Here is a 25,396-nt window from a genome sequence, read left to right on the forward strand (position 1 = left end):
CCGCCCCTCTAGAGCCCCGGGGGTGCCGGTCGGACACCCCTCTCCCAAAACTCCCACGGTGTCTAATGGGTTTTCGCCAACGCACGGAGCGGCGACGGGAGCCCGGCCAAGGAAAGGGGATCAGGAGCCCGCCTGGTCCCGGTACCGCGCCAGGTACCGCTCGGTCACCTCGGCTTCCGCGGCCGCGGAAGCCTCCGCGCGGGTCCGGCGCCCGATACCCGGCGGGAAGCCGTTCTTGGCGAGCCGGTGCTCGATGCTCTCCTCCATGTAGGCCATCGAGTAGAAGTACGCCACGAGCGCGGCCATCAGCACGATCGCCAGCCGCAGGGGGAGCGGGCCGGGCAGGAGCAGCCACACCGCGCAGAGCGGGGCGATCATCACGGTGCTGCGGGCGACGTGCCGCCAACGCCAGCTGCCGGTGGTCGCGTCGTGGAGGATCCAGTCGTGGTAGCGCTCGGGCAGCCTGCCGCCGAGTGAGTACCACAGCCAGCGGAACACGTCCGGGCGCTTGCGGGGCATCGGGCGACTCCTTCCGTCGATGCCGCCACAGTACACTAATGATTAGTACGCTAAATATTAGCGTCGCGGCTAGGATCGGCGGTATGGACTCGGAGGGGTGCCGGATGAAGTCGATCGATCTGGGCGAGGATCCGCTCGCGCTGGAGCGTCAGGTGTGTTTCGCGCTGTCGGTCGCGTCGCGCAGCGTCATCGCCATCTACCGTCCGCTGCTCGAACCCCATGGGCTCACCCATCCGCAGTATCTGGTCATGCTGGCGCTGTGGGAGCGGGGCCCGCAGGCGGTCAAGGACCTGAGCGTCGCCCTGCGCGCCGAACCCGCGACGCTGTCCCCGCTGCTCAAGCGGCTGGAGACGATCGGTTACGTCACGCGCCGGCGCAGCTCCGAGGACGAGCGCCTGCTCACGGTCGAGCTGACGGAATCCGGTCGCGCGTTGCGCGCGGAGGCGGAGAAGATCCCGTATCGCGTCGTGGAGAAGCTCGGCATGGAGGTCTCCGAGCTGGAAGCGCTGCACAAGGCCCTCACCCGGGTCATCGAAGCCACGGCTTGAGCGAACCGAAACCGGGGTGTGACGAAATGAGGGTGTGAAGCCGCGCCGGGGTGGGTAATTCCCGTCACGCCAGCACACAGTGACAGGAAGATGAGGGACCGTGACCACCTCGACCCCCGCGCCGACGGAAGCAGGTCTGGAGCTCATGACCAGGCTGAACGCCTACCTGGAGGACGTGGCTGCGGCACTGGGGATACGCAGGGAGTCGGGCACGGTCGACCTCACCGGTCCGGTCACCGCCCGGCTGAGGCTGAACTGGCGCCTCCCCGGCTTCCCCGAACGCGACGCCGACCTGATGTGGCACGAAGAGCACGGCTGGTCGGCCGCCGTGGCGACGCACGCGGACGACGACCACCACGTCGTCGTCGCCTACCTCGGTGGCCGCACGGTGGCGTCGCATCCGCGCCTGGTCGCCAGGTTCGCCGAGACCTTGCGGACCGGCGACCACCAGGACTGCTGGCCCGGTCCGCCGGCGTTGCGCACCGCCGCCGGACCGTCCTCCCTCGCCAAGGAGCTCGCCGCCTGGGCCTGATCACTCCGGCGGGGAGAGGACCACGTCGAGCGCGATCGTGATCTCCCTGCCGATCAGGAACCTCGGCGCCCGGATACCGATCGCCCGCCGGTCGAGAACGGCCCCGGCGAGCACCCGCCAGGTGCCGTCGCCGTTGTCGTCCGGCCCGGTCGCGGTCACCGTGAGGGGACAGGACTCGCCGCGTGCGCCGAGAGTGCCTTCGACCGACCACCCCTCCGGGCCTTCGCCGACCCGGTCCGCCGCGAAGGTCAGCACGGGCTGCGCGTCGATCGCCAGCAGACCGGGTTTACGCAGGTCGGCATCGCGTTTGGCGTTCCCGGTGTCGATCTTGTCGAGGTCCAGTGCCGCTTCGACGGCGACGACGCCGGCCGCGGAGACCCGCACCGAGCCCAGAGTGACCGGGATCGAGCCGTGGACCACGCGGAACCCGAAGTTCCGGACGGTGAACGTGGCCGAGGTCCGGTCGGCGAGCACGGTCCAGGTGCCGACCCGTGCGGACGTCCCGGCGGTCATCGCGGCTCACCCACCAGGCCGAGCGAGGGCAGGGACGTGTGGAGCACGCGGTGGACGTCGACCCGGTCCGGGCCCGGCAACAGCGCGGGATCCTCACCGGGCAGCAATTCCGTGCTCATGATCGTCTTCTGGACGCTCTCCATCGCCTCGATCGACTCGGTGAAGCCGAGAATGAGGCTGGACCGGTCCTCGGCGGTCAGGACGTAGAAGCCACCGACCCCGTCGAGCCCGCGCACGGCAGGCAAAATCCGCTCGCGCCCGCCGAACCGGGCGGCGTCGGCCTGTGCCTGGGTGAGCGGCCGGTCGAACCAGGTCGCCTGCGCGATCCTGGGCTCGGCCGCGCCGCTTTCGACGTCGGCGACCGCGTAGACGCGGGCGTCGATGACGTGGGAGACGCGGCGGTCGGCGGCGGCGAGCGCGGATCCGCGGTCGCGCCACAACGCGACCACGAGCCCGCTCAAGCCGCCGACCTGGGCGAGGGTGCAGGTGCCCGGCGACCCGGTGCCGGGATGGAGTTCGGCGGCGAGGGCGTGGCCCCAGCCCGCGGACTCGTCGGCGTGCGAACGCCGGAACTGGTGGACGGTGGCGTACATGGGCTTTCCTTTCCCGTCGGACGTGCCGACTGTGCGCTCCCGGCGGCCGCCGGACATCAGTGCCAGTACGCAGGGCGGTACGGAATCGGGCCCGGAGAGCGATACTCCTTGCGTGAACCGGGAACCGTTCGTGGGCCGGGAAGGCGAACTGGCGACTCTGCGCGGCAGGCTCGCCGACGCCGCCCTGGGTTCCGGCGGGCTCGTGCTCGTCTCGGGCCCGCCCGGGATCGGCAAGACCCGGCTGGTCGAGGAAGCGACGGCCGCGGTGTCCACTGTCGTGTGGGGCAGGTGCGCCGACGATCCGGGTGCGCCGCCGCTGTGGCCGTGGCGCCGCGTCGTCGAGGCGCTGCCGTCGGTCGATTCGGCGGTGAAGACCGCTTTCGCCGAGACCGAGGGCGCCGGCGACGTCCAGGCGGCGCGGTTCCGGCTGGTGGCCGCCGCGGCGGACGCGCTGGTGGCCGCGGCGGAACCGGCGGGCCTGGTCGTCGTCCTCGAAGACCTGCACTGGGCCGATGAGGCGTCGTTGCGGCTGTTGCGGCATCTGGCGGGGGAGTTGCGGCGCTCGAAGCTGGCCGTGGTCGCGACGCACCGGGACACCGGGCACACGCCCGCGCTGGACGCGGCCCTCCCGGATCTCCTGCGCCGTCCGGGCGCACGGAGCATCTCGCTGCCGCCGCTGGCCGAGTCCGACGCGCGGGCGCTGCTCACCGGACTGCCGGAGGAGGAAGCACGCGAGGCATATCGCCGCTCCGGCGGGAATCCGCTCTACCTCGGCGCGATCGCGCGTTCGGCCGGTGGAGCGGAACTCGGCCACCTCGTGCGCACCGCGGTGGCCGCTCTCGAACCGGAGGTGCGGCGGCTGCTCGCCATCGCGGCGGTGCTCGGTGAGGACGTAGACGCCGCCCTGCTCTCGGAGGTGTCCGGCCTGTCGGTGGGTGAGGTCGCGGACGGGCTCGATCAGGCCGAAAAGGCCGGGGTGCTGGGTTCCGGCCGGTTCGCGCACGCCGTGGTCCGCGACGGGATCTACGCGGATCTCGGCCAGGCCGAACGGGAAGCTTTGCACGGTCGCGCCGCGGCCGCCCTCGAAGCGCGTGCCCGGCGTGAACCCGCGCTCGCCGGGACGGTCGCCGGGCATTGGCTGCGGTCGGCGACCGCGCCGGGGAAGACGGCCGAGTGGGCGGCGCTCGCGGCGGCGGAAGCGAACCGGGCACTGGCCTTCGACGAAGCGGCGCGTTTCCTCGCGATGGCGCTCGACGCCCGCGCGAAGGCCGGACTGTCCGAAGTGGACCGTGCCGGGCTGCTCCTCGATCTCGCCGTCGCCGAGTACCGGACGGGCCGGTTCGCGCGAAGTCTCGACCACGCCCGGCTCGCCGCCGACGCGGGGCTGATCGCCCGCGCGGCGCTGGTGGTCCGCGACGTCGCGGCGCCGGATCTTCTGCCCGGCATCCGCGACCTCGCCGTCCGCGCGCTCGCCGCCGACGGGGTCGACCGGACGACGCGGGCCCGCCTGCTGGCGCACAGCGCGTCGGTGGAAGCCGACTACGGCCGGTTCACCGACGCGGAGAAACTCGCCGACGAAGCCTTCGCGCTCGCCGAGGAATCAGGCGATCCGGAGGCGCTGGTCGACGCCGTCCGCGCCCGGATGAAGGTCGCTCCGGAGAAACTGCCGCTGTCCGAACGGCTGCGGCTCGGCGCGCTGGCCGCCGAGCTGGGCTCGCGTACCGGGCAGCCGCTGGTTTCCTTGTGGGGCCACAAATGGCGGATCGACGCGGCCTTGGCGGACGGGCGGATGGCGCTCGTCGACGACGAACTCGTCGCGGTGACCACGCTGGCGCGGCTGACGAGACTGCCGCTGATCCGCTGGCACGACCTGCGGCTGCGCTGTTCGGTGCTGGCGTTGCGCGGGGATCTGGCCGGGGCGCGCGAACTCGACGTCGCGGCGGAGGAACTGGCGGACACCGAACTCGCCGACGATTTCTCCGCGAAAGGGATGTCCTACGCGTTCCGCACCCAGCTCGTGCTGCTCACGGGTGATCCCTGCGACCTGCGAAGGGACTACGCGGGTTTGCTGGACCGGGCGCCGCATCTGCCGGTCACCTTGGTCTCGCGGCCGTTGCTGAGCCTGCTCGCGGGCGAACTCGACGAGGCGCGGGTCCGGTACGAACAGCTGATCCCCTTGGTGCGGAGCCCGGAGTTCGCACTGCACGCCACCGGCGCGCTGCCCAATCTCGTGCCGCTGGTCGAGGCCTTTCGAGACGTCGAGATGGCGGAATACCTGTTGCGGCGCCTCGAAGAGGTGCGTCCGATCGTGGCAGGCGGCGCGGGTGTCTTCGGCACCGGATCCAGCCTGGAACACCCCGCCCGGCTCAACGCCCTGCTCGGCCGCCACGACGAGGCGGCGCGGTTGTCCGAGCAGGCCATCGCGGTCAACGAAGGCATCGGCGCACGGCCCGGCGTCGCCCAGACGCGGTTGCTGCTCGCCGAAGCCCTGGTCGCCATGGGCGATTTCGGTCGTGCGCAAGGGATCGCGCGTGAGGCCCTCGACGAGTTCCGGCGGCTGGCCATGCCGGGACCGCTCGCGCGGGCCGCGGCGCTGCTCGACCGGATCCGCGCCGAACGCCGTGCCGCGGACCCGCTCACCGGGCGGGAACGCGAGATCGTCGCCCTGCTCGCCGACGCCCTGAGCAACCGCCGGATCGCCGAGAAACTGGTGCTTTCCGAACGTACGGTGGAAAGCCACGTCCGGAGCATTCTGGCGAAACTGGGCCTGGCGAACCGGACCGAGGTCGTCGCGTGGGCGAGCAGGGAAGGTCTCAGGGACTGACGGTCAGCTTGCCGAGGACGCGCGCGGCGACGGCGTCCAGGTTTTCGTCGAGGAAGAAGTGCCCGCCTGGGAACACTTCCAGCTCGAAGGAGCCGCTGGTGTGTTCGCGCCAGTTTTCGGCGTCCGGTACCTCCAGGACGGGGTCCATGTCGCCCGCGAGCGCCACGATCGGGCAGCTCACGTCGGGTCCGGGCCGGTACCGATAGGTCTCGACGGCCTTGTAGTCGCCGCGCAGCGCGGGCAACGCGAGCGAGCGGATGTCCGGGTCGTCGAAGATCGTGGGGTCCGTGCCGCCGAGACGGCTGACCTCCTTGAGAAAGGTGTCGTCGTCGGCGAGGTGGTGCGCCTTCTCCTTGTGGATGTCCGGGCCGCGGCGGGCCGAGACGAACATCGCCGCCGGCACGATGCCGCGCGCTTCGAGCCGCCGTGCGACCTCGAAGGCGACGATGGCGCCCATGCTGTGGCCGAAGAGGGCGAAGGGTGCCGGGAACGCGGCGACGACGTCCACCAGTTGCTCGGCGAGGACGTGCAGGTCGTCGATGACCGGCTCGCCCATCCGGTCCTGCCGCCCCGGGTACTGGGCGGCGTGCACCTCGACGGTGGGTGAGAGGGCGGCCGAAAACGAGCGGTACGCGCTCGCGGAACCACCGGCGTGCGGGAAGGCGAGCAGCCGCATCCCGGCCGACGGCGCCGGATGGAAGCAGCGCGTCCAACTGCTCAGAGCACGTCCTGCCATCGAAAATCCCCCAATCCGCGCGGGAACGACCCGCACGACACTGGAATGTACGGGGGATTCGCGGAATGCGTCCATGCTTGTGCGGGGTTGTTCACGCTGGGAACACTGGACACCGGGCTCGGTGGAAGGGAGCGGATGTGGCGGAGGACCTGAAGATCAGGATCGGCGTGGGGCTGGGGACCGGGACGGGGCCCGGTGAGTTCGGCGCCGCGGTCGATCTGCTGGAGCGGGCGGGCGTCGATTCGCTCTGGCTGCCCGAGGCGGTGTACTCGCCGAGGATCGATCCGGTCGTCGGGCTGACGCACGCGCTCGCCCGCACCACGAAACTCAAGGTCGGCACCGGGGTGATGGTGCTGCCGGGCCGTGATCCGGTGCTGGTCGCCAAACAGCTCGCCTCTCTCGCCGCGCTCGCGCCGAAAAGGGTGCTCCCGGTCTTCGGCCTGAAGCCCGCGCGCGACGCGGAACTGCCGTTGTTCCCGGTGCCGCAAGGCCGCCGCGCCGCGGTGTTCGACGAGTCGTTGCGGCTGATCAGGGCCTTGCTGGAACAGGAGGAAGTGACCTTCGAGGGCGAGTTCTTCCGCGTCGAGGGCGTGGGTCTCGGCCTCACCCCGCTGAAACGGCTCGATCTCTGGCTCGGCGGGAAGGCGCCCGGCGCGCTGCGGCGGGTCGGCAGGCTCGCGGACGGCTGGCTGGCCAGTTTCCTCACGCCGGAGGAGGCGCGGGCCGGCCGCGAGGCGATCCAGGAGGCGGCCGCCGAGGCGGGCCGGGAAATCGAGGCCGACCACTTCGGGATCAGCCTCCTCGTCGCGGAGGACGGGATCCCGGACGCGCTCGCGGCTTCGGTCTCGGCACGGTCCGGCGCGGATCCGTCCCGGCTGATCGCGGACGGCTGGAGCGCCGCCCGCGACCTGATCGCCGAGCACATCGACGCCGGGCTGAGCAAGTTCGTGCTGTACCCGGCCGGGCCGGAGCCGATCGAGCGGTTCCTGGAGAACTTCGCCGAGCACGCCGTCCCGCTGCAGAACTGAGGCGCTCAGTCGAACTTCAGCTCTTCGGTCCGCCGCGGCATCAGCAGCAACGCGCCGACGCTGAGCACGGCGACCACCAGCATCGCCAGGAAGACGTGGTGCGTGGCGTCCGCGAGGGCGCCGCGCACGAACGTCGTCGTCGGGGTTTCCGGGCCGTTGCCCTCCAGGACGACACTGGTCGCGTCCACGCCGGACGGCAGGCCGGTGACCCCGGCGGGAGGGTTGGCGAAGCGGTTCGCCAGGGTGGCGTTCGCGATCGCGCCGAAGATCGCCACGCCGACGGCGCTGCCCAACGAACGGCTGAACATGTTGGTCGCGGTGACGACACCGCGGCGTTCCCAGCCGATGGTGGACTGCACCGCGATCAGCGTCGGGCTCGACGCCAGCCCCAGTCCCAGCCCGAGGACGAACGCGGCCGCGGCCGCCAGCCAGATCGACGACCCCGCGGCGAGGAACACCGTGAGCGCCGCGCCCGCGATGACCGCCCCGCTGCCGATCAGCGCGGTGTCCCGGAACCCGATCCGCATGTAGATCCGGCCGGCCAGCGACGCCGAGATCGGCCAGCCGACGGTCAGCGCCGCCAGCGCGAATCCGGCGACGAGCGCGCCGGTGCCGAGCACGCCCTGCGAGAAGGTCGGCAGATACGACGTCAGGCCCATCAGCAGCATGCCGACGACGACGGCGACCAGGTTGCCGCCGATCAGTGTCCGTTTGGTGAAGATCCACAGCGGCAGCACCGGCTCCTCCGCCTTGCGTTCCACGAACACGAACGCCACCAGCAGCACCGCCGCGCCGCCGAAGATCGCCAGGCTCGGCGCGGACGCCCAGCCCCAGGCGACCCCGCCCTCCAGCAGGCCGAGGATCAGCAGCGAGCAGCCGAGGGTGAGCAGCGTGGCGCCGAGGTAGTCGATGCGGTGCGAGCGGCGGTCGACGCGCTCGCGGAAGTTCCGGAACAGCATCCACGCCGCCAGCGCGCCGAGCGGCAGGTTGATGAAGAAGATCCAGCGCCAGTCGAGGTACTCGGCGAACACCCCGCCCAGCGTCGGCCCGACCACCGACGAGATGGCCCACACGCTGGCGAGGTAGCCCTGCACCCTGGCGCGTTCCTCGACGGTGTACATGTCGCCGACCATGGTCAGTGCGATCGGCTGGATGGCGCCGGCGCCGATGCCCTGCACCGCGCGGGCGGCGATCAGCACCGGCATGCTCCAGGCCGCGCCGCACAGCACCGAGCCAAGGAGGAACGCCGCGATGCCGAAGAACATCACCGGGCGCCTGCCGAGGACGTCCGCGAATTTGCCGTACAGCGGGACGGTGACCGCCTGGGTCAGCAGATAGATCGAGAACAGCCACGGGAACTGCGAGAACCCGCCCAGATCGGCGACCACCGAGGGCACCGCCGTGGCGATGATCGTCGAGTCCAGCGCGATCAGGCCGGAACACAGCATCACGGCGATCAGGACGGGGCCGCGTTCGGACCGGAAACCGACCCCTTCCTTCGCGGTGACCGGGGCCGGGGTGGTCATCTGTGACGGTCTCCTCAGGCTCATGAACGACGTCAACTACTTCGCATGGGTAAGCATTCCACGGAGACACCCGGTCATGGGACCGATTTTTTCCGTGAGCTATCCCGCAAAATGGATCGGATGAGCACCTGGATCCGCCCGATCGATCGTGGCTGGGTAGTCCGCGACACCGTCCCGGGGCCCGACGTCGACGAGTTCGCCGACCCGGACCGGGTGGCCGCCGCGCTCGCCGGGGCCCGCGGCGACAGCCTGCTGGCGGTCCAGCATCCGGCGAGGACCCCGGCCGCGCTGGCGGGCGGGCTCTCGATCGAGGCCGCGCTGCCGCAGGCCAGGGCGACGTTCGAGCGGATCCGGGAGCGGCACTATCGCCCGGTCTCCGCCGTGGTCGCGCCGTATCGCATCGACGGGCCGGACGGGGTCGCGCTGGGCGTGCTCTGCCTGGTCGACCCCGCCGCGGTCCGGGACGACGGCGTGACCAGGGTCCGGCACACCGAGGACGTCTATCCGGACGTCGTCGCGGAACGGGCCGCGATGCTCGCCGGGCTCGGTGTCGCGACGAGCGCCGCGATGCTGGTCCCCGCCACCGGCGGCCGCGGGCTGACCGCGCTGATCGAACGGATCTGCCGGGGCCGGGTGCCCACCTTGTCCACAGTGGACGGCGCGGGCCGCAAGCACGAACTGTGGCTCACCGGTCCCGGCGAAGACCAGGACCGGCTGCTGGCGACCCTGGACGGTCTCGATCTCCTGGTCGCGGACGGCAACCACCGGGTCGCGGCCGCCGCGGCCTCAGGGCGCGGCGCGCTGCTGGCGCTGGTCACGGGTGGGCCGGGGCTGCGGATCGGGCCCATCCACCGGGTGCTCGCCGGCACCGGTCTCGACGCGGACACCCTGGTCCGGTGCTGGAAGGAAGCGGGGTACGACGTCCACCCCGGCCCGGCGGCGCCGCCGTCCGAGGCGGGGGAGGTGACCGTGCTGGCCGGCGAGTCGGCGTTCCGGGTGTCGCTCGGCAAGGCGGGCGGTGACCACGCGGTGGTCGAGCAGGAGCTGCTCCGCGCGGCGCTCGGCGTCGATCCGGAGGGGCCGGACGTGCGCCCCCTGCTGCCCGGCGTGCCGGTGCCCGAAGACGCGGACGCGGTGCTGCTGCTGGCCCCGGTCCCGTACGCGGAGGTGCTCGCCGTGCACGCGGCCGGGTCGCGGATGCCGAGGAAGGCCACCTATTTCACGCCGAAACCGCGTAGCGGGCTCCTGCTGGCCGAGCTCTGACGTCGCGCTTTTGTCGGTGGCGCGGCTTAGGATCGCCTCGTGGAACTGCCCGTGATGCCGCCCGTCAAGCCGATGCTGGCCAAGGCCGTGCACGAACTGCCGCGCACGCCGGGGCTGCTGTACGAGCCGAAGTGGGACGGCTTCCGCTGCGTGGTCTTCCGCGACGGCGACGAGGTCGTGCTGGGCTCGCGTAACGACAGGCCGCTGACGAGGTACTTCCCGGAGCTGGTCGAGCTGCTCAAGGACGCGCTGCCCGAGCGCTGCGTCGTCGACGGCGAGATCGTGCTGGTCACCGAGGGCGGGCTCGATTTCGAGGCGCTCCAGCTGCGGCTGCATCCGGCGGCGTCCCGCGTGAACAAACTCGCCGAGGAGACACCGGCCAGTTTCGTCGTGTTCGACCTGCTCGCCCTTCACGAGCGGGATCTCACGCCGGAACCGTTCGCGGAGCGGCGGAAACTGCTCGAAAGCGTGGTCGACACGAAGTTCGCCCGGGTGCACCTCACCCCGTTGTCCGAAGATCCCGACGTCGCGCAGGACTGGTTCACCCGCTTCGAGGGCGCGGGCTTCGACGGAGTGATGGCCAAACCCGCCGACGCGCCGTACGAACAGGACAAGCGGGTGATGTGGAAGGTCAAGCACCAGCGCACCGCGGACTGCGTCGTCGCCGGATTCCGGTGGCACAAGGACGGCGCCGGGGTCGGTTCGCTGCTGCTCGGGCTCTACAACGACGAAGGCGTCCTGCACCACGTGGGCGTGGCCAGCAGTTTCACCGCCGCCAGGCGCCGTGAGCTGGTGGACGAGCTCGCGCCGCTGCGGGAGAACGCGCTGGAGAACCATCCCTGGCGCGAGTGGGCCGAGGCCCACGAGGAGGCGGGTGGGCGGATGCCCGGCGCGGGCAGCCGGTGGGCGCCGAAGAAGGACCTGAGCTGGGAGCCGGTCCGCATCGAATGGGTCGCCGAGGTCCGCTACGAACACGTCGAGGGCACGCGGTTCCGGCATGGCGGGAGGCTCGTGCGCTTCCGCCCCGACCGTGACCCGGCCTCGTGCACGTACGCGCAGCTCGAAGAGGTCCCGCCCGCCGAGCTGGCCACCTTGTTCACCGAGCTGGGGGAAAGATGAAAGCGGAGCCGGTCACGCTGGACCTCGACGGTGTCGAGTTCACGGTGTCCAATCCGGGCAAGGTCTACTTCCCGGAACACGGCGAGACCAAATTGGACCTCGTCGAGTACTACCGCGCGGTCTCGGTCCCGCTGCTGGCGCAACTCGGGGACAGGCCCCTGCTGCTGGAACGCTATCCCGACGGTGCGGGCGGGAAGTCGTGGTTCCAGAAGCGGGTCCCGAAGAACGCTCCCGGCTGGCTGACCACGACGGTGGTGTCCACTCCGAACGGGACCACTTCGGACGCTCTCGTGGCGAAGGACCTCGCGCACGTCATCTGGGCGGTGAACCAGGGCTGCCTCGGTTTCCACGTCTGGCCGAACCGGGCCGACGCGCCGGACATCAGCGACCAGCTGCGCGTCGACCTCGACCCGTCACCGGGGATCGGGTTCCCCGAGTTGCGGCACGGCGCCGTCCTCACGAAGGCGTTGCTCGACGAGCTGGGCATCACCGCGCAGCTGAAGACCTCGGGCTCGCGCGGCCTGCATCTCTACGTGCCACTGGAACCGAAGTGGGACGCCTACGAGGTCCGCGCGGCCGCCGTCGCGCTCGCCCGCGAGCTCGAACGCCGCCATCCGGAGGAGATGACGGCGCAGTGGTGGAAGGAAGAACGCGGCTCCCGCGTGTTCGTCGACTTCAACCAGAACGCGCCGCACAAGACGGTGTTCGGCGCGTGGTGCGTGCGGCCGCGGGTCGGCGGGCAGGTGTCGACGCCGATCGGCTGGGACGAACTGGAGACCGTCGAGCCGGACAAGCTCACCCTGTCCACTGTGCCCGCTCGTCTCGCCGAACGCGGAGACCCTTGGGCCGCAACGGAACCGCAGTCGATCGAGCCGCTGCTGGAAATGTCCAGGAAGGACATGGCGAACGGCCTCATGGACGCGCCTTGGCCGCCCGTCTACCCGAAGATGCCGAACGAGCCGCCCCGGGTGGCGCCGAGCCGGGCGAAGAAAGAAGGCGTTTAGTCCTCTGAATGCGGTCCTTGCGCGCGCAACTACCGCATTCAGAGGACTAAACGCAGGTCGAAGGCGAGTTGCGTGTTCACGGTGGCGGGTGCGGCCTTGCGGGCGGGCCGGTGGCCGGGCAGGGTCGCGGCGCAACGCGGGCACGGGGCGACGTCGGTGGTGGTGAGATCCACCGGCGTCCACAGGCGGGATTCCTTGTCCCCGCAGGCGGAACGCCGGTACCGGAGGTCTTCGGAGCGGGTCATCAGGTGCGCGGCGGGGGAGTCCTCCGGCAGCGCGCCGACCAGGTACCAGCGTCCGGCGGTGTTCGTCATGGAACTGTCCTCCCGATACAGGTGGTCCAGCTCGAGATTCCTTCCGGAAATCAGTGTCAAGGAGACGCGCCGCGATTCGCGGTATTTCGGCCTTCGGCGTGTCTCGCAAGGCGTAACTCGCGTGTTTGGAGACGGCACTCGCGTGTTCGGAGGCGTAACTCGCCACCGAGGCGGGTCAGTCCTGAATGAACCGCAGGACCCGCAGCATGCCGCGTTCGTCGACGACCTCGGGATCGTCCGCGACACACTGCTCCAGGCGCGCGGTGACGGCCCCGGTGTCGATCCCCGAACCGATCAGCACCAGTTCGCTCCGGCGCGGCAGGCCGGACGGCCACGCCGACCGGTCCAGCTGGATGAACGAGCCCACCGTGTGCAGGCCGAACCGGGACCGCGGGCCGTTCGGGCCGAAGTCGAGGAAACCCTTGATCCGGTAAAGCCCGCCGGGGCGCTGTTCGAGGAAGTCCATCAGCCTTCGCGGGTCCAGCGGACGCTCGGTGGTGAAGGCGACGCTGTCGTACGCGGTGTGGAAGTGGTGCTCGTGGTCGTGCTCCTCCTCGCGGAGGTCGTCGAACGACATCTGGCCCGCCCGTTCACGCGGCCGGGCGTCGAAGAACAGGGTGGGGTCGATCCGGCCGTGGGAGGTCGCGATCACCGGCGTGCCGGGCGCGATCTCGTCGATCGTGCCGCGCAGTTTGGCCAGGGTGTCCTCGTCGGCCCGGTCGGTCTTGTTGAGCACGACGAGGTCGGCGAACCCGAGGTGCTCGTCCAGTTCCGGATGCCGCTTCCTGGTCGACTCGAACTCGGCGGCGTCGACGAGCTCGACCAGGCCGCCGTAGGCGATGGCGGGGTTCTCGCTGGCGATCATCAGCCGGATGAGGTCACGCGGTTCGGCGAGGCCGCTGGCTTCGATCACGATGACGTCGATCCCGGCTTCGGCCTCGGAAAGCTTCGCGAGCATGGCATCGAGGCCGCTCGCGTCGACGGCGCAGCACAGGCAGCCGTTGCCGAACGGCATCATGGTGTCGACCTGGCCGGAGACGGCCATCGCGTCGACCGCGATACTGCCGAAGTCGTTGACCACGACCCCGATCCGCGCACCCTGCCGGTTGGCCAGCAGGTGGTTGAGCAGGGTGGTCTTGCCGGAGCCGAGGAAGCCCGCGACCAGGATGACCGGAATCCGCCTGTCGACCACGATTTTCCTTTCGCCTCGGACCTCCCCGCACTCTAGCGACGGCGGAAGCGGGCCAATACACCGGCACGGGGAAAGAGCAGAAGAGGCAGCGTGCGAATACGCTCGAAAGAGTGATTAGGGACGATCATAAAACTGATCTTGGCCGCGTGTGATCGTTTTGTTCGGGGAAACTCGGTGAATATCCCGCGAAGTCTTACTCAATTCCAAATATTGTCGTCGGCAAGCTTTCTACCTGCCGAAATGTCAGCCAGTTCGAAGCTTCTGCCATTTGGTGGATAGTGGCCCTGTTTCTGTGGGGTATCGTCTTTTGCCTGGTCCGGACCCGGCCGCCTCGCCGATCAGGCGGGATCCTCCGGGCATTTCCGAGTGCAGGAGGAATGGTGATCGTTCCCGCCGCCGGTGCCGGCGTCGAATTCGGAGAGTGGGAAGCCGAGGTGGCGCCGGCCTCCATGCGGGTGACGGATATCCCTCGCTTGCCTCCGGAGGTGCGGCCGCGGGAACGGAGCGTGGACCTGGCGGAGGCCGAGGACTTCCTCCGGCTCTTCCACGCCGAAACGGACGGCGGGCAGGCGCGGCTGGACGCGCGGCTCGATCGGGTGCGTGCCGAGATCGACGCGACCGGCACCTACCGGCACACGGCCGCCGAGCTCGAGTTCGGCGCCAGGGTGGCCTGGCGGAACTCCGCCCGGTGCATCGGCAGGCTGTACTGGCAGGGACTGAAGGTGCGGGACCGCCGTGACGTCGTCGGCGCCGCCGCCATCGCCGACGAGTGCGTCACCCATCTGCGGGAGGCGACCCGGGGCGGCCGGATCCGCTCGACCATCACCGTGTTCGCGCCGGACGGCCCGGCGGGGCCCGGCCCGAAGATCCACAACGATCAGCTCGTCCGGTACGCGGGTTATCGCCTCGGCGACGGCTCGGTACTGGGCGATCCGCGCCACGCCGCCTTCACCGAGACCGTCCGGGAGCTCGGCTGGCGTCCGCCCGAACGGAAGGGCTCCTTCGACGTTCTGCCGCTCCTCATCGAGTCCGAACCGGGGGAGCGGCGCCTGTTCCGGCTGCCGCCGGACGCCGTGCTGGAGGTCCCGTTGTCGCATCCCGACCACCGCTGGTTCGCCGGACTCGGCCTGCGCTGGCACGCGGTACCGGCGATCAGCAACATGCGGCTGGTCATCGGTGGCCTCACCTACCCCGCGGCACCGTTCAACGGCTGGTACCTCGCCACCGAGGTCGGCGCGCGCAACCTCGCCGACACCGACCGCTACGACCTGCTGCCGGTGATCGCCGATCTGATGGGCCTGTCGACGAAGTCGGAGCGCACCCTGTGGCGCGACCGCGCGCTGGTCGAACTGACGCTGGCCGTCCAGCACTCCTTCGACGCGGCGGGCGTGACCGTCGCCGACCACCACACCGAATCGCGGCGGTTCCTCACGCATATCGCCAAGGAAGAGCGCGCGGGACGGCGTTGCCAGGCCGAGTGGAGCTGGATCGTCCCTCCGCTGTCGGGCGGGCAGACCGCCGTGTTCCACCGCTACTACGACGAACCCGATCCGGCCGCGAGGCCGGCGTTCCTGCCTCCCGGGTAGCGCTCCGACGGGTGAAGAGGTGAGCCGAATGCGGCGTGTCGATGGGCTGAACGGTGGCGCGGGTTGCGGCCGCGCGGAGAATGGGGACATGACCGCAGTGCTCGTCGCTCACGCCGGGAAATCCGGTGGGACAAGGGAGATCGCCGAGGTGATCGCCACCGAGCTGCGGGACGGCGGTCTGACGGCCGACTTGCTGGACGCGGCCGAAGTCGAGGACGTCGAGCCGTACGGCGCGGTGATCGTGGGAAGCGCGCTGTATCACCGGCGCTGGCGCCCGGAGGCGGTCCGCCTGCTCACCGAACACGAGGAGGCGCTTCGCGACCGGCCCGTCTGGCTGTTCCACAGCGGGCCTTGCGGGCCGCTCGCCGCGGGCAAACGGGTGAGCCTGCCCGCCGGGGTCGCCCTGCTGGCCGCGAGGATCGACGCCGAGCGCACGGCCACCTTCGGCGGAAAACTCACCCCGGACACCGCGAGCGGCCTGTTCTGGAAGATCATGGCGGCGGGGCCGTGGGCGGGCGATTTCCGCGACTGGCCGTCGATCCGGGCATGGGCCCGCGATGTCGGCCGCCGCGTGCGCATCCGAGTCACCCTCTGAGGGCCTGGTTTCGTCGGTGCGCTGTCGTAGGGTGGCTCCATGGAGAAGAAACAGTTCACCGCGAAGCTGCTCAAGAGCCCGGAGAAGGGCGGCTGGACGTACGTGATCATGCCCGGCTCCGCCGAGTTCTTCGGCACCAGGGGGCTGGTGAAGGTGCGCGGGACGATCGACGGGCATCCGTTCCGGAGCTCGTTCATGGCGCTGGGGGACGGCACCCACAAGCTGCCGGTGAAGGCCGACGTGCGCAAGGCGATCGGCAAAGAGGAGGGTGACACCGTCGACATCGTCCTGCTCGAACGGCTCGAGGGCTGAGTTGGCCACCGCATGGAAGCCGTCCCCGGTCATCAAGATCTACGAGGCGCTCGGCGCGGTGGCCGACGGGCGGGTCGAGATCGACGGTGACACGGCGCGCGTCACGTCGTCGGACAAGGCCAAGACCTACGACGTCCGCCACGATCCGGCCGCGGGATCGATCACGGCCAACGACAACGGGTCCTACTGGCAGGGGTACCTCGGATACCCGGGTATCGCGTACCTGATGGAGCGCGGCGTGCTCGCCTACGACGGCGGCCTCACCGCCGGGCTGGCCGGTGTGCCGTGGAAGGAACTCGCCACCCGGTACCGCAACGACTGGGCGAAGGTCGAGAAGCACGTTCGCGAAGACCTGTCCGAGAAGGGGGTGGATCTGGACCGGTTCGACGCCGGGCTCGCGGAGATCTCGAGCCGGCTGGAGGAATTGGCGCTCACCAAGCTTTCCCCGCGGCTGCGTCCGCCGAAGTGATCGAGGTGTTCTTCACTTGACCTTGAGTTAAGTCGAGGTCTTAGCGTGAGCCGGGTCAAGATCCCCGGGCACGTGAGGAGAACATCCCGATGGCTGTTTCGCTGGAACGGCGGGCGAACGCGGTCCCGCCGCCGGACAAGGTGCCGGCCGAGGCCTGGCGGATGGCCTGGGTGATCGTGCTCGGCGCGTTCATGACCATGCTGGACACCACGGTCCTCGCGGTCGGCGCCGAGACGCTCACGCGTGAACTCGGCGCCGGAATCGCTTCCGTGCAATGGGTTTTCACCGCGTACCTGGTCGCGCTGGCGGTCGCGCTGCCGTTGTGCGGCTGGCTCAGCCGCCGCTTCGGCGCGGGCCGGGTCTGGCTGGTGTCGCTGGCGGCGTTCACCGTGGCTTCGGTGCTGTGCGCGCTCGCCGGGAACATCGGCTGGCTGATCGGGCTGCGGGTGCTGCAGGGCCTCGCCGCCGGTCTGCTCCTGCCCGCCGGGCAAACGGTGCTCGGCCAGGCGGTCGGACCCACCCGGCTCGGCCGTGTCATGGGGACGCTGGGCATCGTCATGAGCGTCGGCCCGACGTTCGGCCCGGTCCTCGGCGGGGTTCTGCTGCGCGGCCTCTCCTGGGAATGGCTGTTCCTGATCAACATCCCGGTCGGGGTGATCGCGCTGGTTCTCGGGCTGCGCCTGGTGCCTCGCGGTGCGAAGGGCGCGGCGACCCGGCCCGATTGGCTCGGTTTCGTCCTGGTGAGCGCGGGAATCCCGGCGCTGCTGTACGGGCTCACCGCCTGGGGTGAGGGTGGCAAAGAATTCGGCGCGGGGGTGCTGGTGCCGCTCGTGGCGGGGATCGTGCTGCTGGCGTTGTTCGTCCGGCGGTCGTGGGGCCGGGAGAACCCGGTCTTGGACCTGACGTTGTTCTCCAGCCGCGTCTACACCGCCGCTGCCGCGTTGTCCTTCTTCGCCGCGCCCGCGTTGTTCGGCGCGCTTTTCCTGCTGCCGCTGTACTTCCAGGTGCTGGGCGGGAACGGGGTCGTCGAGACGGGGCTGCTGCTGATGGGGCTCGGGGTCGGTTCGGCGATCGCGTTGCCGATCTCCGGCAAGCTCACCGACCGCTACGGCGCGGGCCTCGTCGCCGCCTGGGGGAGTGTCGCGACGCTCGCCACCACCGTCCCCTTCGCGATCGGCGGCTTCCCTCCGGACGGTGTCGTCGTGCAGATCCTGTTGCTGGCCAGGGGAATCGCCGTGGCCTTCCTGCTGATGCCCGCGACGACGGCCGGGTACGCGGCCGTCACCAAGGACCAGTTGCCCGACGCCGCCGCGCAGATCAACATCGTCAGCCGGGTGGGCGGGGCCGCCGGGACGGCCCTGTTCGCCGTCGTACTGGCGAATCTGTTGCCCGCGGGCGCGGATTCGGCGTTCCGCGCGACGTTCTGGTGGCTCACCGCCGCGGCCGCCGTCGCCGCGGTGCTGGGCGCGAGGCTCTGGTGGGTGACGCGCCGCGCATGACCTCGTGAGTGGTAAGGACGGTTCTAACCGTCCTTACCACTCACGAGACCCAGTGCTCAGCCGCAGTGTTCGGACGGGCTGTCGTACTTGACCCCGCCCGCGGAACCGCCCCATTTCACGCATTTGCCCGCCGCGGCCGCCCGCACCGGACCGGCGAACCACGAGAACGAGCCGGAGTCGGTGATCCGGGACGCCCCCGACACCTCGAGGTAGGCCGACGTCGCGGTCGCGGTGCCCGCGGCTTCGCTCTTCATCGTGCTGACACAGTTCTGTCCGTTGGAAGCGTTGTAGGACAGGTAAACCGTGCCCGCCGTCCCGAGGGGCGCCGAGTCGATCACGCCGTATCCGCCGCCGCACACCGGGGCGCCGAGGGTCGTCTCGGTGACGGTCGAGAAACGGATGGTTTCGTTGGCGTTGCCCGCCGGCCCGGCTTCGTAGAGCACGCCGACCGAGCCCGAAGAAAGCTGGACCATGTCGGAGTACGCGGCATCACCGCTCCACACCAGGGTTCCGGCGGAGTTGCCCTGCCAGTTCGCGCCCTCGTCGAACGACGACCGCACGACGAGTTCCTTGCGGCGGTCGCAGACCGACGGCGCGGCGAACAGGATCCGGTTGTACTTGCCCGCCTTGTCGGTCGCGGTCATCCGCGCGGTCGAGGCCTGCACCACCGGCGTGATCAGGTCCTCCTCGAAGGTGAACTTCGTGGAGAAGCTCACCCCGCCATCGGAACTGATGGCGTAGGCACGGTTCTTCGCGCCACCGCTGAGGCATTTGTCGTCGTTGTTGGCCTGGTTGCGCGCCGCGGCGTAGACCCGCCCGTCGAGCAGTTCGGTGACGCTGATCTCCTGCGGGTTGAGCCCGGCCGTCGACGCCGGGGTGTCGGTGGCGCCACGTTTCCACGTGACACCCTGGTCGTCGCTGTAGATCAGCGCGCCGCTGTTCTTGCCGTCGACGGTGTAGCTCATCCCGGCGACGATCCGGCCGGCGTGCGCGCCGCGCGTCAGCACGATGCCGTGTGACGGGCCGGTCGCGAGCCAGCCCGGCGCCGTGCTGAACCCGAGCTGCGTGGTGAGGACCTTCGGTGCGGTCCAGGTCTTGCCGTGGTCGTCGCTGATCGAGACGCGCGGAATCCGGTTGCAGTCTGGGTTCTTGACGCATTCCATCACCGAGAGCAGCACGATCCGCCCGGTGGAGGGGATCACGATCGGCGTCGGATTTCCTTTGGTGTCACCGAAACCTTCGATGACGACCTTTGGGGCGCTCCAGGTCTTGCCGTTGTCGGCGGAGCGTTTCACGACGAGATCGATGTCGCCGCGGTCGTTGCAGAAGCTGGCGCCGCCGTTGCGGCCTTCGGCGAACGCGAGCAGCTCGCCGTTGTTCGCCTTGACGATCGCGGGGATTCTGAAGCAGTCGTAACCTTCTGTTTTCTGTTTGTACACCAACGTGTTCCCGACGGCGGCGGTCGAAACCTGGTCGCCGGTGGCCGGTGTGGCGAGGGAGGTGGCCGGGGCTGCGCCGACCGCCGCGGTGGCGACGAGGGCCGCGAACAGACCCTGTGCGACGCGGGAGATCTTCACGGGAGTGACTCCGTCCTGGATTCGATTCCGGGTGACGGGGCATGAGAGTCCTTCCGGCTCGTACAAGACGCGTACAACCCGGTTTCGCGCTTTGTGTCAGGTGACGCAGAACGGTGGTGCCGTTCCTGCCAAGCTCGTTCCCGTCGGACACGACGCGAGATCGGGAGGGAGGGCCGATGAAGGTGATCGATCCGGAGGGGCGCAAGCGGGCGGTCGATCGCCGGTTCGCGTCGTGGCGCCGGTGGGTCCGGTACTCGGGACCCACCGGCGGTTGCCGGCTCAGCGGTCGTCGGGTGCCAGCTGCCTGAGGTCGTTCAGGCTCCGGACGACCAGCCGCTGGCGGCCGGTGCTGAGCAGCCCGTCGGCGCGCAAGGCCCGCAGGGTCCGCGCGACGGCTTCGCGCGACGCGGACGCGAGCCCCGCCAGGTCGCGTTGGTTGATCTTCAGCGCGATCAGGGTGCCGTCGGCGACGGGTACGCCGTAGCGCTCGGCGAGGTCGACGAGGATGGCGGCGATGCGTTCGGCGGCGGTGCTGTCCCCGAATTCGGTGCGGCGCGAGTTGGCGTAGCGCAGGCGGGAGGTGATGATCCGGAGCAGGACCACGGAGATGCCGGGATGTTCGCGGAGCACGGAGTTGAACGCCCGCGCGGACAGCCACAGCCCGGTGACCGGCTCGACGGCGATCGCCGTCGCCGAGCGCAGGCTGCCGTCCATCGACGCCATCTCGCCGATGATGTCGCCGGGATCGCGCACGGCCAGCACGGCGTCGTAGCCGCCGGTGGACACCGACGTGATCTTGACCCGCCCGGTCATCAGGATCAGCACCCAGTCCGAGCGGTCACCCTCGCGGATGATCACCGTACCCGCCGGGTACTGGCGCAGTTCGGCCTCGGCCCGCAGCGCCTTGCGCTGGCCGTCGTCGAGCAGCTCCCAGAGCCTGCCGGGTGGATCGTGCGGCTCCGCCGCCGGCTGAGTCATGCCTTCTCGTCGCCTCCGTGCGCGATCGTACGAGATGTCAGCCGGGGATCTCCTGGTACGCCTGGGAAAGACGCTGGACGCCCTCGCGAAGCTGCGCGCCTGTCGCGGCGCTGACGTAGCTCAGGCGCAGATACGGGCCCGGCGCCTCGGCCGCGAAGTACATCCTGCCGGGGGTGACCGCTACTCCCGCGCGGAAAGCGGCGCTGGTCAGCGCTACTTCGTCGACGAAACCGGGGAGCGGCTGCCACAGGTGGTAGCCCCCGGTCGGGACCGGGACGGCTTGCCAGGACGGCAGGAACTCCCGCACCGCCGAGACGGCCACGTCGCGGCGTTCCCGCAGCGAGGCAGCGAGCGTCCGCAGGTGACGTGACCAAGCCGGAGAGCTCACCAGTTCCAGCGCGGTTTCCTGCAGCGGCCGCGGCACGAAGAAGCTCTCGACGGCGTGGAGCCCGCGCAGCCGTTCCAGCGCCGGGCCGCGGGCGGCCAGCGCGCTGATCCGCAGGCTCGGCGACGCCGGTTTCGTCAGCGAGCGGATATGCACCACGACCCCGTCGGGATCGTCGGCCACCAGCGGCGGCGGGGGAGCCGGGCTGCCGGGATGCGCCATCAGCCGGGCGAAATCGTCCTCGATCACGAAAGCGCCCGCGTCACGGGCGATCCGCAGCACCTCGGCGCGGCGTTCGGCGCACAGCACCGCGCCGGTCGGGTTCTGGAACGCGGGCTGGCAGACGAACAGCCGGGCGCCGGTGTCACGGAAGGCGTCCGCGAGCAGTTCGGGCCGGACGCCGTCGCGGTCGATCGGCACCGGGACCGGCCGCAGCCCGGACGCCCGCGCGATGGCCAGCATCCCCGGATACGTCGGGGATTCCACCAGCACCGGCGCGCCGGGAGCGCCGAGCGCGCGCAACGCCGTGGTCAGCGCGCTCTGCCCGCCCGAGGTGACCAGCACGTTCTCGACGTTCACCGGGCTGCCGATGTCGCGGGCGAACCAGGCCCGCAGTTCGGGCAGGCCGCAGATCGGCGGCCGCGTCCACGCGCCGGGACGGCGGCCGGCGCGGGCCGACGCCGCCGCGAGTTCGCGTTCCGGCTGGAGGCTCGGATGCGTGTAGCCGCCGTTGAGGTCGATGACGCCCGAAGGAGGATCGCTCAGCGCGGTGAGCACGCCGCTCGCGTCGATCGCGCGGGTGCCGGACTGCGAGCTCAGCGCCACCTCCTGCCATGACACGTCGCCGGACACCGCCGCTTCACGAGGCGGCGGTGCGCGGAAGACGCCGGCACCGGGGCGGGTGATCACCAGTCCTTCGGCGGCCAGCGCGGCGATGGCGCGCGACACCGTCACCGGGCTCACCTTCAGCTCCCGGACCAGCTCCCGGCTCGACGGGAGCTTTCCATCGACCGGATAGCGCTCCAAAGTGGACCGCAGCTGTATGACCAGGCTGGTGACGCTGCTACCATCGGACATGAGACTGGATGATAGCGCTATCGCGGACCGGGCAGTAGCGGTCCGCTCCGGGACCGCGCTGGCGGCGCTGGGTGTCCTCGCCTTCTCGTTCACGTTCCCCGCCACCGTGTGGGCGCTCAAGGGCTTCGACCCGTGGACCGCCACCGGGCTGCGCAGCGTCCTGGCCGCGCTGGTGGCCGGCACCTGTCTCCGGATCTTCCGGGTCCCGCTGCCGAGGCGCGACCAGTGGCGGGGCCTGGCCGTGGTCTCCCTCGGCTGTGTCCTCGCCTTCCCGATCCTGACCACGCTCGCGCTCAAGACGTCGACGACGGCGCATTCCGCGGTGGTGATCGGGCTGCTGCCGCTGGCCACCGCCGTCATCTCCTCGAAGCTGACCGGGAACCGGCCGTCCCGCCGGTTCTGGCTCGCCGCCGCGGTCGGCGCGAGCGCGGTCGTGGTGTTCACCGTCGCCCAGAGCGGCGGCGGACTGTCCACAGCGGACCTGTTCCTGTTCGGCGCGCTCGTGCTGTGCGCGTTCGGGTACGCCGAGGGCGGCAGGCTGGCCAGGGAGATGGCGGGCTGGCACGTGATCGCCTGGGCGCTGGTCATGGCCCTGCCGGTCACCGGGGCGTTCGCCGTCTTCGGGCTCGCGACCGAGCCGCTGCACGTCACCGGTGAGGGGATCGCCGGCCTGCTGTACGTCGCGCTCATCTCGCAGTTCGGCGGTTTCTTCGCCTGGTACCGCGGAATGGCCGAGATCGGCGTCGCGCGGGCGAGCCAGTTGCAGCTCGCGCAGCCGCTGCTGACGCTGGTCTGGGCGATCCTGCTGCTCGGCGAACACCTTCCGGCGGCCGCCCCGATCACCGCCTTGATCGTGGTCGCCTGCATCGTGGTGACCCAACGGTCCCGTACCTAGACCGGTGGGGGCTGAAGGGGCCCATCGCCGCATACGACGCGGTGAAGGACGCTTTCGTCGCATGTGACGCGGGGAAAGTCCCCTTCAGCCCTGGACCTAGATCGACGTCGCGAATCCGCCAGACCGCGGTGCCCGCGCGGTGATGGGCTGAAGCACATGACCGCTTCGACCCTCGACACCTCCGCGCGGACCCCGCTGAAGGGATGGCTCGCCGTCCTCGCGGTGACGCTGGGGATCTTCTCCCTCGTCACCACGGAGATCCTGCCGATCGGCCTCCTGACCCCGATCGGCGAGGATTTCCGGATCACACCGGGGACGGCGGGCCTGACCATGACCCTGCCGGGTTTCCTCGCCGCGCTCGCGGCCCCGGCCGTCACCGTCGCCGCCGGACGGCTCGACCGCCGGATCCTGCTGTGCGCGCTGATGGTGGTGCTGGCGCTGTCCGACGTCCTCGCGGCGACGGCGCACGCCTACTGGGCCGTGCTGCTCTCGCGGGTCCTGGTCGGGCTGGTGATCGGCGCCTTCTGGGCGATCGGGTCCGGGCTCGCCGTCCGGCTCGTCGGCCCGGAACGCGCGGGCAAGGCGACCGCGGTGATCTTCTCCGCCGTACCGCTCGGGTCCGTGCTGGGGGTGCCCGCGGGCACCTACCTCGGCGAACTCTTCGGCTGGCGCGCGGCGTTCGCCGTGATGGCGGTGTTCACGGCCGGTGTCCTCGCCGCTCTCGCGTCGGCGTTGCCCGCGCTGCCGTCGGCGGACGCGACCCGGCTCGGCGTCCTGCGCGGGATGACCCGCGAGCGGGCGACCCGGCTCGGCCTGCTCGTCACGGTGCTGGTCGTGCTCGCCCATTTCGGGACCTACACCTACGTCACGCCGCTGCTGCGCCAGGTGACGCAGGTGAGCCCGGAGCTGATCACCGTCTTCCTGTTCGTCTACGGCACCGCCGGGATCGCCGGAAACTTCGTCGCGGGCGCGGCGATCGCGCGCGACCTCCGGCTGACCTTCCTCACCGCGGCCGGACTGATCGGCGTGGTGACCTGTGCGTTGCCGTTCGTCGGCGACACGAAACCGGGCGCGCTCGCGCTGCTGGTGGTCTGGGGTTTCGCCTACGGTGCCGTCCCGGTCTGTTCGGGGACGTGGTTCGCGAGGGCGGCTCCACGGACACCCGAGGCGGCGTCGGTGCTCTTCACCTCGTCGTTCCAGGCGACCCTTTCGGCGGGTGCGCTGCTCGGCGGGCTGGTCGTCGACGCCGTCTCCGTCCCGGCCGTGATGGTCACCGGCGGCGTGGTCGCGCTGCTCGCGGTGGCGGTCCTCAGCCGAGCACGGTCAGCGTGACCAGCGCGGTGGTCCCGACCAGCAGGGTGGAGAGCAGACCGAGCAGCAGGGCGCGGCCGCCGGTGCGGACGAGCGTGCCGATCCGGACCGCGCAGCCGAGCCCGAACAGCGCTCCGGCCAGCAGCAGCGTGCAGGCGATCTTGGCGACGTCGAGCGCGAGACCCGGCAGGATCCCGGTGCTGCGCAGGGCGGCCATCGCCAGGAAACCGACGACGAACAGCGGTACCAGCGGCGGCCGCTTGCCGTCGACGGGACGCTTCCGTTCGTGCACGCCGACCGCGGCGACCATCGGGGCGAGCAGGACCACCCGGCTGAGCTTGATCACGATCGCGACCGCGATGGCGGCGCTGCCCGCGGGGGTGGCCGCGGCGACGACCTGCGCGACCTCGTGCACGCTGAGCCCGGCCCATTCGCCGATGCGGGCCGCGTCGAGCCGCAGCCAGCCGCCGATCAGCGGGACCGCCGCGATGGCGAGCCCGCCGTAGAAGGTGACCAGCGCGACCGCGGTCGCGACGTCGGAGTCCTCGCGTTTCACCACGCCTTCCATGGCGGCGATGGCGGACGCGCCGCAGATCGAGAACCCGGTCGCGACCAGCATCGCCAGGCCGCGCGGCACGCCCAGCAGCCTGCCGAGGCCGATGGTGCCGAGGAACGTGACGCCGACCGTGAGCACGACGGCGAGCAGGGTCCCGGGGCCCAGCGCGAGGACGGCCGGGAGCGACAGTTGCAGACCGAGCAGCACGACACCGGCGCGAAGGAGCTTCCTGGTGATCCCGGCGATGGCCTTCCGGGTCTCCTCCGAGACCGACGACAGCGAGCCGGTGAGGATGCCGAGCACGACGGCGATGGTGAGCGCGCTGACGACCGGGAAAGCGGTGCCGGCCAGGTACGCGGCGGCCACCCCGGCGCCGGTGACGGCCAGTGCCGTGAGGTAGGGCTTCGTCGGTCTCGCGTGCGTGGTGCTCATGGTTCGAGCTTCG

Annotated in this window: 25 protein-coding genes; 14 read left to right on the forward strand and 11 right to left on the reverse strand. The window is 70.7% G+C overall.

What is annotated here, in order from left to right:
- Nucleotides 1–120: 120 nt before the first annotated feature.
- On the reverse strand, nucleotides 121–519 hold the full coding sequence (locus tag ACFWIW_RS36410) for a DUF5313 family protein (RefSeq protein ID WP_378372636.1): 399 nt from the start codon (nucleotides 517–519) through the stop codon (nucleotides 121–123).
- Nucleotides 520–623: 104 nt separating this feature from the next.
- Here ACFWIW_RS36410 and ACFWIW_RS36415 point away from each other — a divergent pair, with 104 nt between their 5' ends.
- Both ACFWIW_RS36415 and ACFWIW_RS36420 read left to right on the forward strand, forming a co-directional pair.
- On the forward strand, nucleotides 624–1,067 hold the full coding sequence (locus ACFWIW_RS36415; protein ID WP_073847073.1) for a MarR family winged helix-turn-helix transcriptional regulator: 444 nt from the start codon (nucleotides 624–626) through the stop codon (nucleotides 1,065–1,067).
- Nucleotides 1,068–1,167: 100 nt separating this feature from the next.
- Complete coding sequence (locus tag ACFWIW_RS36420) at nucleotides 1,168–1,599, forward strand: DUF6292 family protein (RefSeq protein ID WP_378372637.1); 432 nt, start codon at nucleotides 1,168–1,170, stop codon at nucleotides 1,597–1,599.
- On the opposite strand, the gene ACFWIW_RS36425 is transcribed toward ACFWIW_RS36420, so the two are convergent.
- Nucleotides 1,600–2,112: a YceI family protein gene (locus ACFWIW_RS36425; RefSeq protein ID WP_378372638.1), complete on the reverse strand. Its 513-nt coding sequence runs from the start codon at nucleotides 2,110–2,112 to the stop codon at nucleotides 1,600–1,602.
- On the reverse strand, nucleotides 2,109–2,705 hold the full coding sequence (locus ACFWIW_RS36430; protein WP_378372639.1) for a hypothetical protein: 597 nt from the start codon (nucleotides 2,703–2,705) through the stop codon (nucleotides 2,109–2,111). Before ACFWIW_RS36430 ends, ACFWIW_RS36425 begins: the two co-directional genes overlap by 4 nt.
- A 112-nt stretch (nucleotides 2,706–2,817) precedes the next feature.
- On the opposite strand from ACFWIW_RS36430, the gene ACFWIW_RS36435 reads away from it, so the two are divergent.
- Entirely contained in the window at nucleotides 2,818–5,529 is a 2,712-nt protein-coding gene (locus ACFWIW_RS36435; protein ID WP_378372640.1) for a helix-turn-helix transcriptional regulator, read from the forward strand.
- Here the strand turns inward: ACFWIW_RS36435 and ACFWIW_RS36440 are convergent.
- Nucleotides 5,519–6,265, reverse strand: a complete 747-nt coding sequence (locus ACFWIW_RS36440) for a thioesterase II family protein (RefSeq protein ID WP_378372641.1) — start codon at nucleotides 6,263–6,265, stop codon at nucleotides 5,519–5,521. The genes ACFWIW_RS36435 and ACFWIW_RS36440 overlap by 11 nt on opposite strands.
- Nucleotides 6,266–6,402: 137 nt before the next feature.
- On the opposite strand from ACFWIW_RS36440, the gene ACFWIW_RS36445 reads away from it, so the two are divergent.
- The gene (locus ACFWIW_RS36445) at nucleotides 6,403–7,293 is read left to right on the forward strand and encodes a TIGR03854 family LLM class F420-dependent oxidoreductase (protein WP_378372642.1); all 891 of its coding nucleotides are present in this window, start codon (nucleotides 6,403–6,405) and stop codon (nucleotides 7,291–7,293) included.
- Nucleotides 7,294–7,298: 5 nt separating this feature from the next.
- On the opposite strand, the gene ACFWIW_RS36450 is transcribed toward ACFWIW_RS36445, so the two are convergent.
- A complete protein-coding gene (locus ACFWIW_RS36450) occupies nucleotides 7,299–8,819 on the reverse strand; it encodes an MDR family MFS transporter (RefSeq protein ID WP_378372643.1) in 1,521 nt (506 codons plus the stop codon).
- A 111-nt stretch (nucleotides 8,820–8,930) separates the two neighbouring features.
- Between ACFWIW_RS36450 and ACFWIW_RS36455 the strand changes: the two genes are divergently transcribed.
- The 3 genes from ACFWIW_RS36455 to ligD are packed head-to-tail and all read left to right on the forward strand — an operon-like array spanning nucleotide 8,931 to nucleotide 12,205.
- Complete coding sequence (locus ACFWIW_RS36455; RefSeq protein ID WP_378372644.1) at nucleotides 8,931–10,082, forward strand: DUF1015 family protein; 1,152 nt, start codon at nucleotides 8,931–8,933, stop codon at nucleotides 10,080–10,082.
- A 39-nt stretch (nucleotides 10,083–10,121) separates the two neighbouring features.
- Nucleotides 10,122–11,201: an ATP-dependent DNA ligase gene (locus ACFWIW_RS36460; protein WP_378372645.1), complete on the forward strand. Its 1,080-nt coding sequence runs from the start codon at nucleotides 10,122–10,124 to the stop codon at nucleotides 11,199–11,201.
- Complete coding sequence (gene ligD, locus ACFWIW_RS36465) at nucleotides 11,198–12,205, forward strand: non-homologous end-joining DNA ligase (protein ID WP_378372646.1); 1,008 nt, start codon at nucleotides 11,198–11,200, stop codon at nucleotides 12,203–12,205. The genes ACFWIW_RS36460 and ligD overlap by 4 nt, the downstream gene beginning before the upstream one ends.
- 38 nt (nucleotides 12,206–12,243) lie before the next feature.
- Here the strand turns inward: ligD and ACFWIW_RS36470 are convergent, their stop codons facing one another.
- Together ACFWIW_RS36470 and ACFWIW_RS36475 are read right to left on the reverse strand one after the other, a co-directional pair.
- The gene (locus ACFWIW_RS36470) at nucleotides 12,244–12,519 is read right to left on the reverse strand and encodes a hypothetical protein (protein ID WP_378372647.1); all 276 of its coding nucleotides are present in this window, start codon (nucleotides 12,517–12,519) and stop codon (nucleotides 12,244–12,246) included.
- Nucleotides 12,520–12,694: 175 nt separating this feature from the next.
- Complete coding sequence (locus tag ACFWIW_RS36475; protein ID WP_378372648.1) at nucleotides 12,695–13,711, reverse strand: CobW family GTP-binding protein; 1,017 nt, start codon at nucleotides 13,709–13,711, stop codon at nucleotides 12,695–12,697.
- Nucleotides 13,712–14,088: 377 nt separating this feature from the next.
- Here ACFWIW_RS36475 and ACFWIW_RS36480 point away from each other — a divergent pair, with 377 nt between their 5' ends.
- The 5 genes from ACFWIW_RS36480 (at nucleotide 14,089) to ACFWIW_RS36500 (ending at nucleotide 18,172) form a co-directional block, all read left to right on the forward strand.
- Nucleotides 14,089–15,297, forward strand: coding sequence for a nitric oxide synthase oxygenase (locus ACFWIW_RS36480; RefSeq protein WP_378372649.1), 1,209 nt, complete (start codon nucleotides 14,089–14,091; stop codon nucleotides 15,295–15,297).
- An 88-nt stretch (nucleotides 15,298–15,385) separates the two neighbouring features.
- Entirely contained in the window at nucleotides 15,386–15,892 is a 507-nt protein-coding gene (locus ACFWIW_RS36485) for a flavodoxin domain-containing protein (RefSeq protein WP_378372650.1), read from the forward strand.
- Nucleotides 15,893–15,931: 39 nt separating this feature from the next.
- Nucleotides 15,932–16,204, forward strand: coding sequence for a DUF1905 domain-containing protein (locus ACFWIW_RS36490; RefSeq protein WP_378372651.1), 273 nt, complete (start codon nucleotides 15,932–15,934; stop codon nucleotides 16,202–16,204).
- 1 nt (nucleotide 16,205) lies between these two features.
- Nucleotides 16,206–16,673, forward strand: a complete 468-nt coding sequence (locus ACFWIW_RS36495; protein ID WP_037344187.1) for a hypothetical protein — start codon at nucleotides 16,206–16,208, stop codon at nucleotides 16,671–16,673.
- An 89-nt stretch (nucleotides 16,674–16,762) separates the two neighbouring features.
- Nucleotides 16,763–18,172 (forward strand): DHA2 family efflux MFS transporter permease subunit, encoded by a 1,410-nt coding sequence (locus ACFWIW_RS36500; protein ID WP_378372652.1) that lies wholly within the window; start codon nucleotides 16,763–16,765, stop codon nucleotides 18,170–18,172.
- Nucleotides 18,173–18,228: 56 nt separating this feature from the next.
- Here the strand turns inward: ACFWIW_RS36500 and ACFWIW_RS36505 are convergent, their stop codons facing one another.
- The 3 genes from ACFWIW_RS36505 to ACFWIW_RS36515 all read right to left on the reverse strand — a co-directional run bounded on the left by ACFWIW_RS36505 (nucleotide 18,229) and on the right by ACFWIW_RS36515 (nucleotide 22,189).
- Nucleotides 18,229–19,749 carry an exo-alpha-sialidase gene (locus ACFWIW_RS36505; protein ID WP_378372653.1) on the reverse strand — a complete coding sequence of 507 codons (1,521 nt, stop codon included), beginning with the start codon at nucleotides 19,747–19,749 and terminating at the stop codon, nucleotides 18,229–18,231.
- Between the two features lie 279 nt (nucleotides 19,750–20,028).
- The gene (locus ACFWIW_RS36510) at nucleotides 20,029–20,727 is read right to left on the reverse strand and encodes a Crp/Fnr family transcriptional regulator (protein WP_378372654.1); all 699 of its coding nucleotides are present in this window, start codon (nucleotides 20,725–20,727) and stop codon (nucleotides 20,029–20,031) included.
- Between the two features lie 37 nt (nucleotides 20,728–20,764).
- Complete coding sequence (locus ACFWIW_RS36515; protein ID WP_378372655.1) at nucleotides 20,765–22,189, reverse strand: PLP-dependent aminotransferase family protein; 1,425 nt, start codon at nucleotides 22,187–22,189, stop codon at nucleotides 20,765–20,767.
- Between ACFWIW_RS36515 and ACFWIW_RS36520 the strand changes: the two genes are divergently transcribed.
- Complete coding sequence (locus ACFWIW_RS36520; RefSeq protein ID WP_378372656.1) at nucleotides 22,188–23,084, forward strand: DMT family transporter; 897 nt, start codon at nucleotides 22,188–22,190, stop codon at nucleotides 23,082–23,084. The genes ACFWIW_RS36515 and ACFWIW_RS36520 overlap by 2 nt on opposite strands.
- A 156-nt stretch (nucleotides 23,085–23,240) precedes the next feature.
- Entirely contained in the window at nucleotides 23,241–24,416 is a 1,176-nt protein-coding gene (locus tag ACFWIW_RS36525; RefSeq protein ID WP_378372657.1) for an MFS transporter, read from the forward strand.
- On the opposite strand, the gene ACFWIW_RS36530 is transcribed toward ACFWIW_RS36525, so the two are convergent.
- A complete protein-coding gene (locus tag ACFWIW_RS36530) occupies nucleotides 24,394–25,383 on the reverse strand; it encodes a YeiH family protein (RefSeq protein ID WP_378372658.1) in 990 nt (329 codons plus the stop codon). The genes ACFWIW_RS36525 and ACFWIW_RS36530 overlap by 23 nt on opposite strands.
- Between the last annotated feature and the right edge of the window lie 13 nt (nucleotides 25,384–25,396).

This window comes from Amycolatopsis sp. NPDC058340, assembly GCF_042723975.1.
Lineage (GTDB): Bacteria > Actinomycetota > Actinomycetes > Mycobacteriales > Pseudonocardiaceae > Amycolatopsis.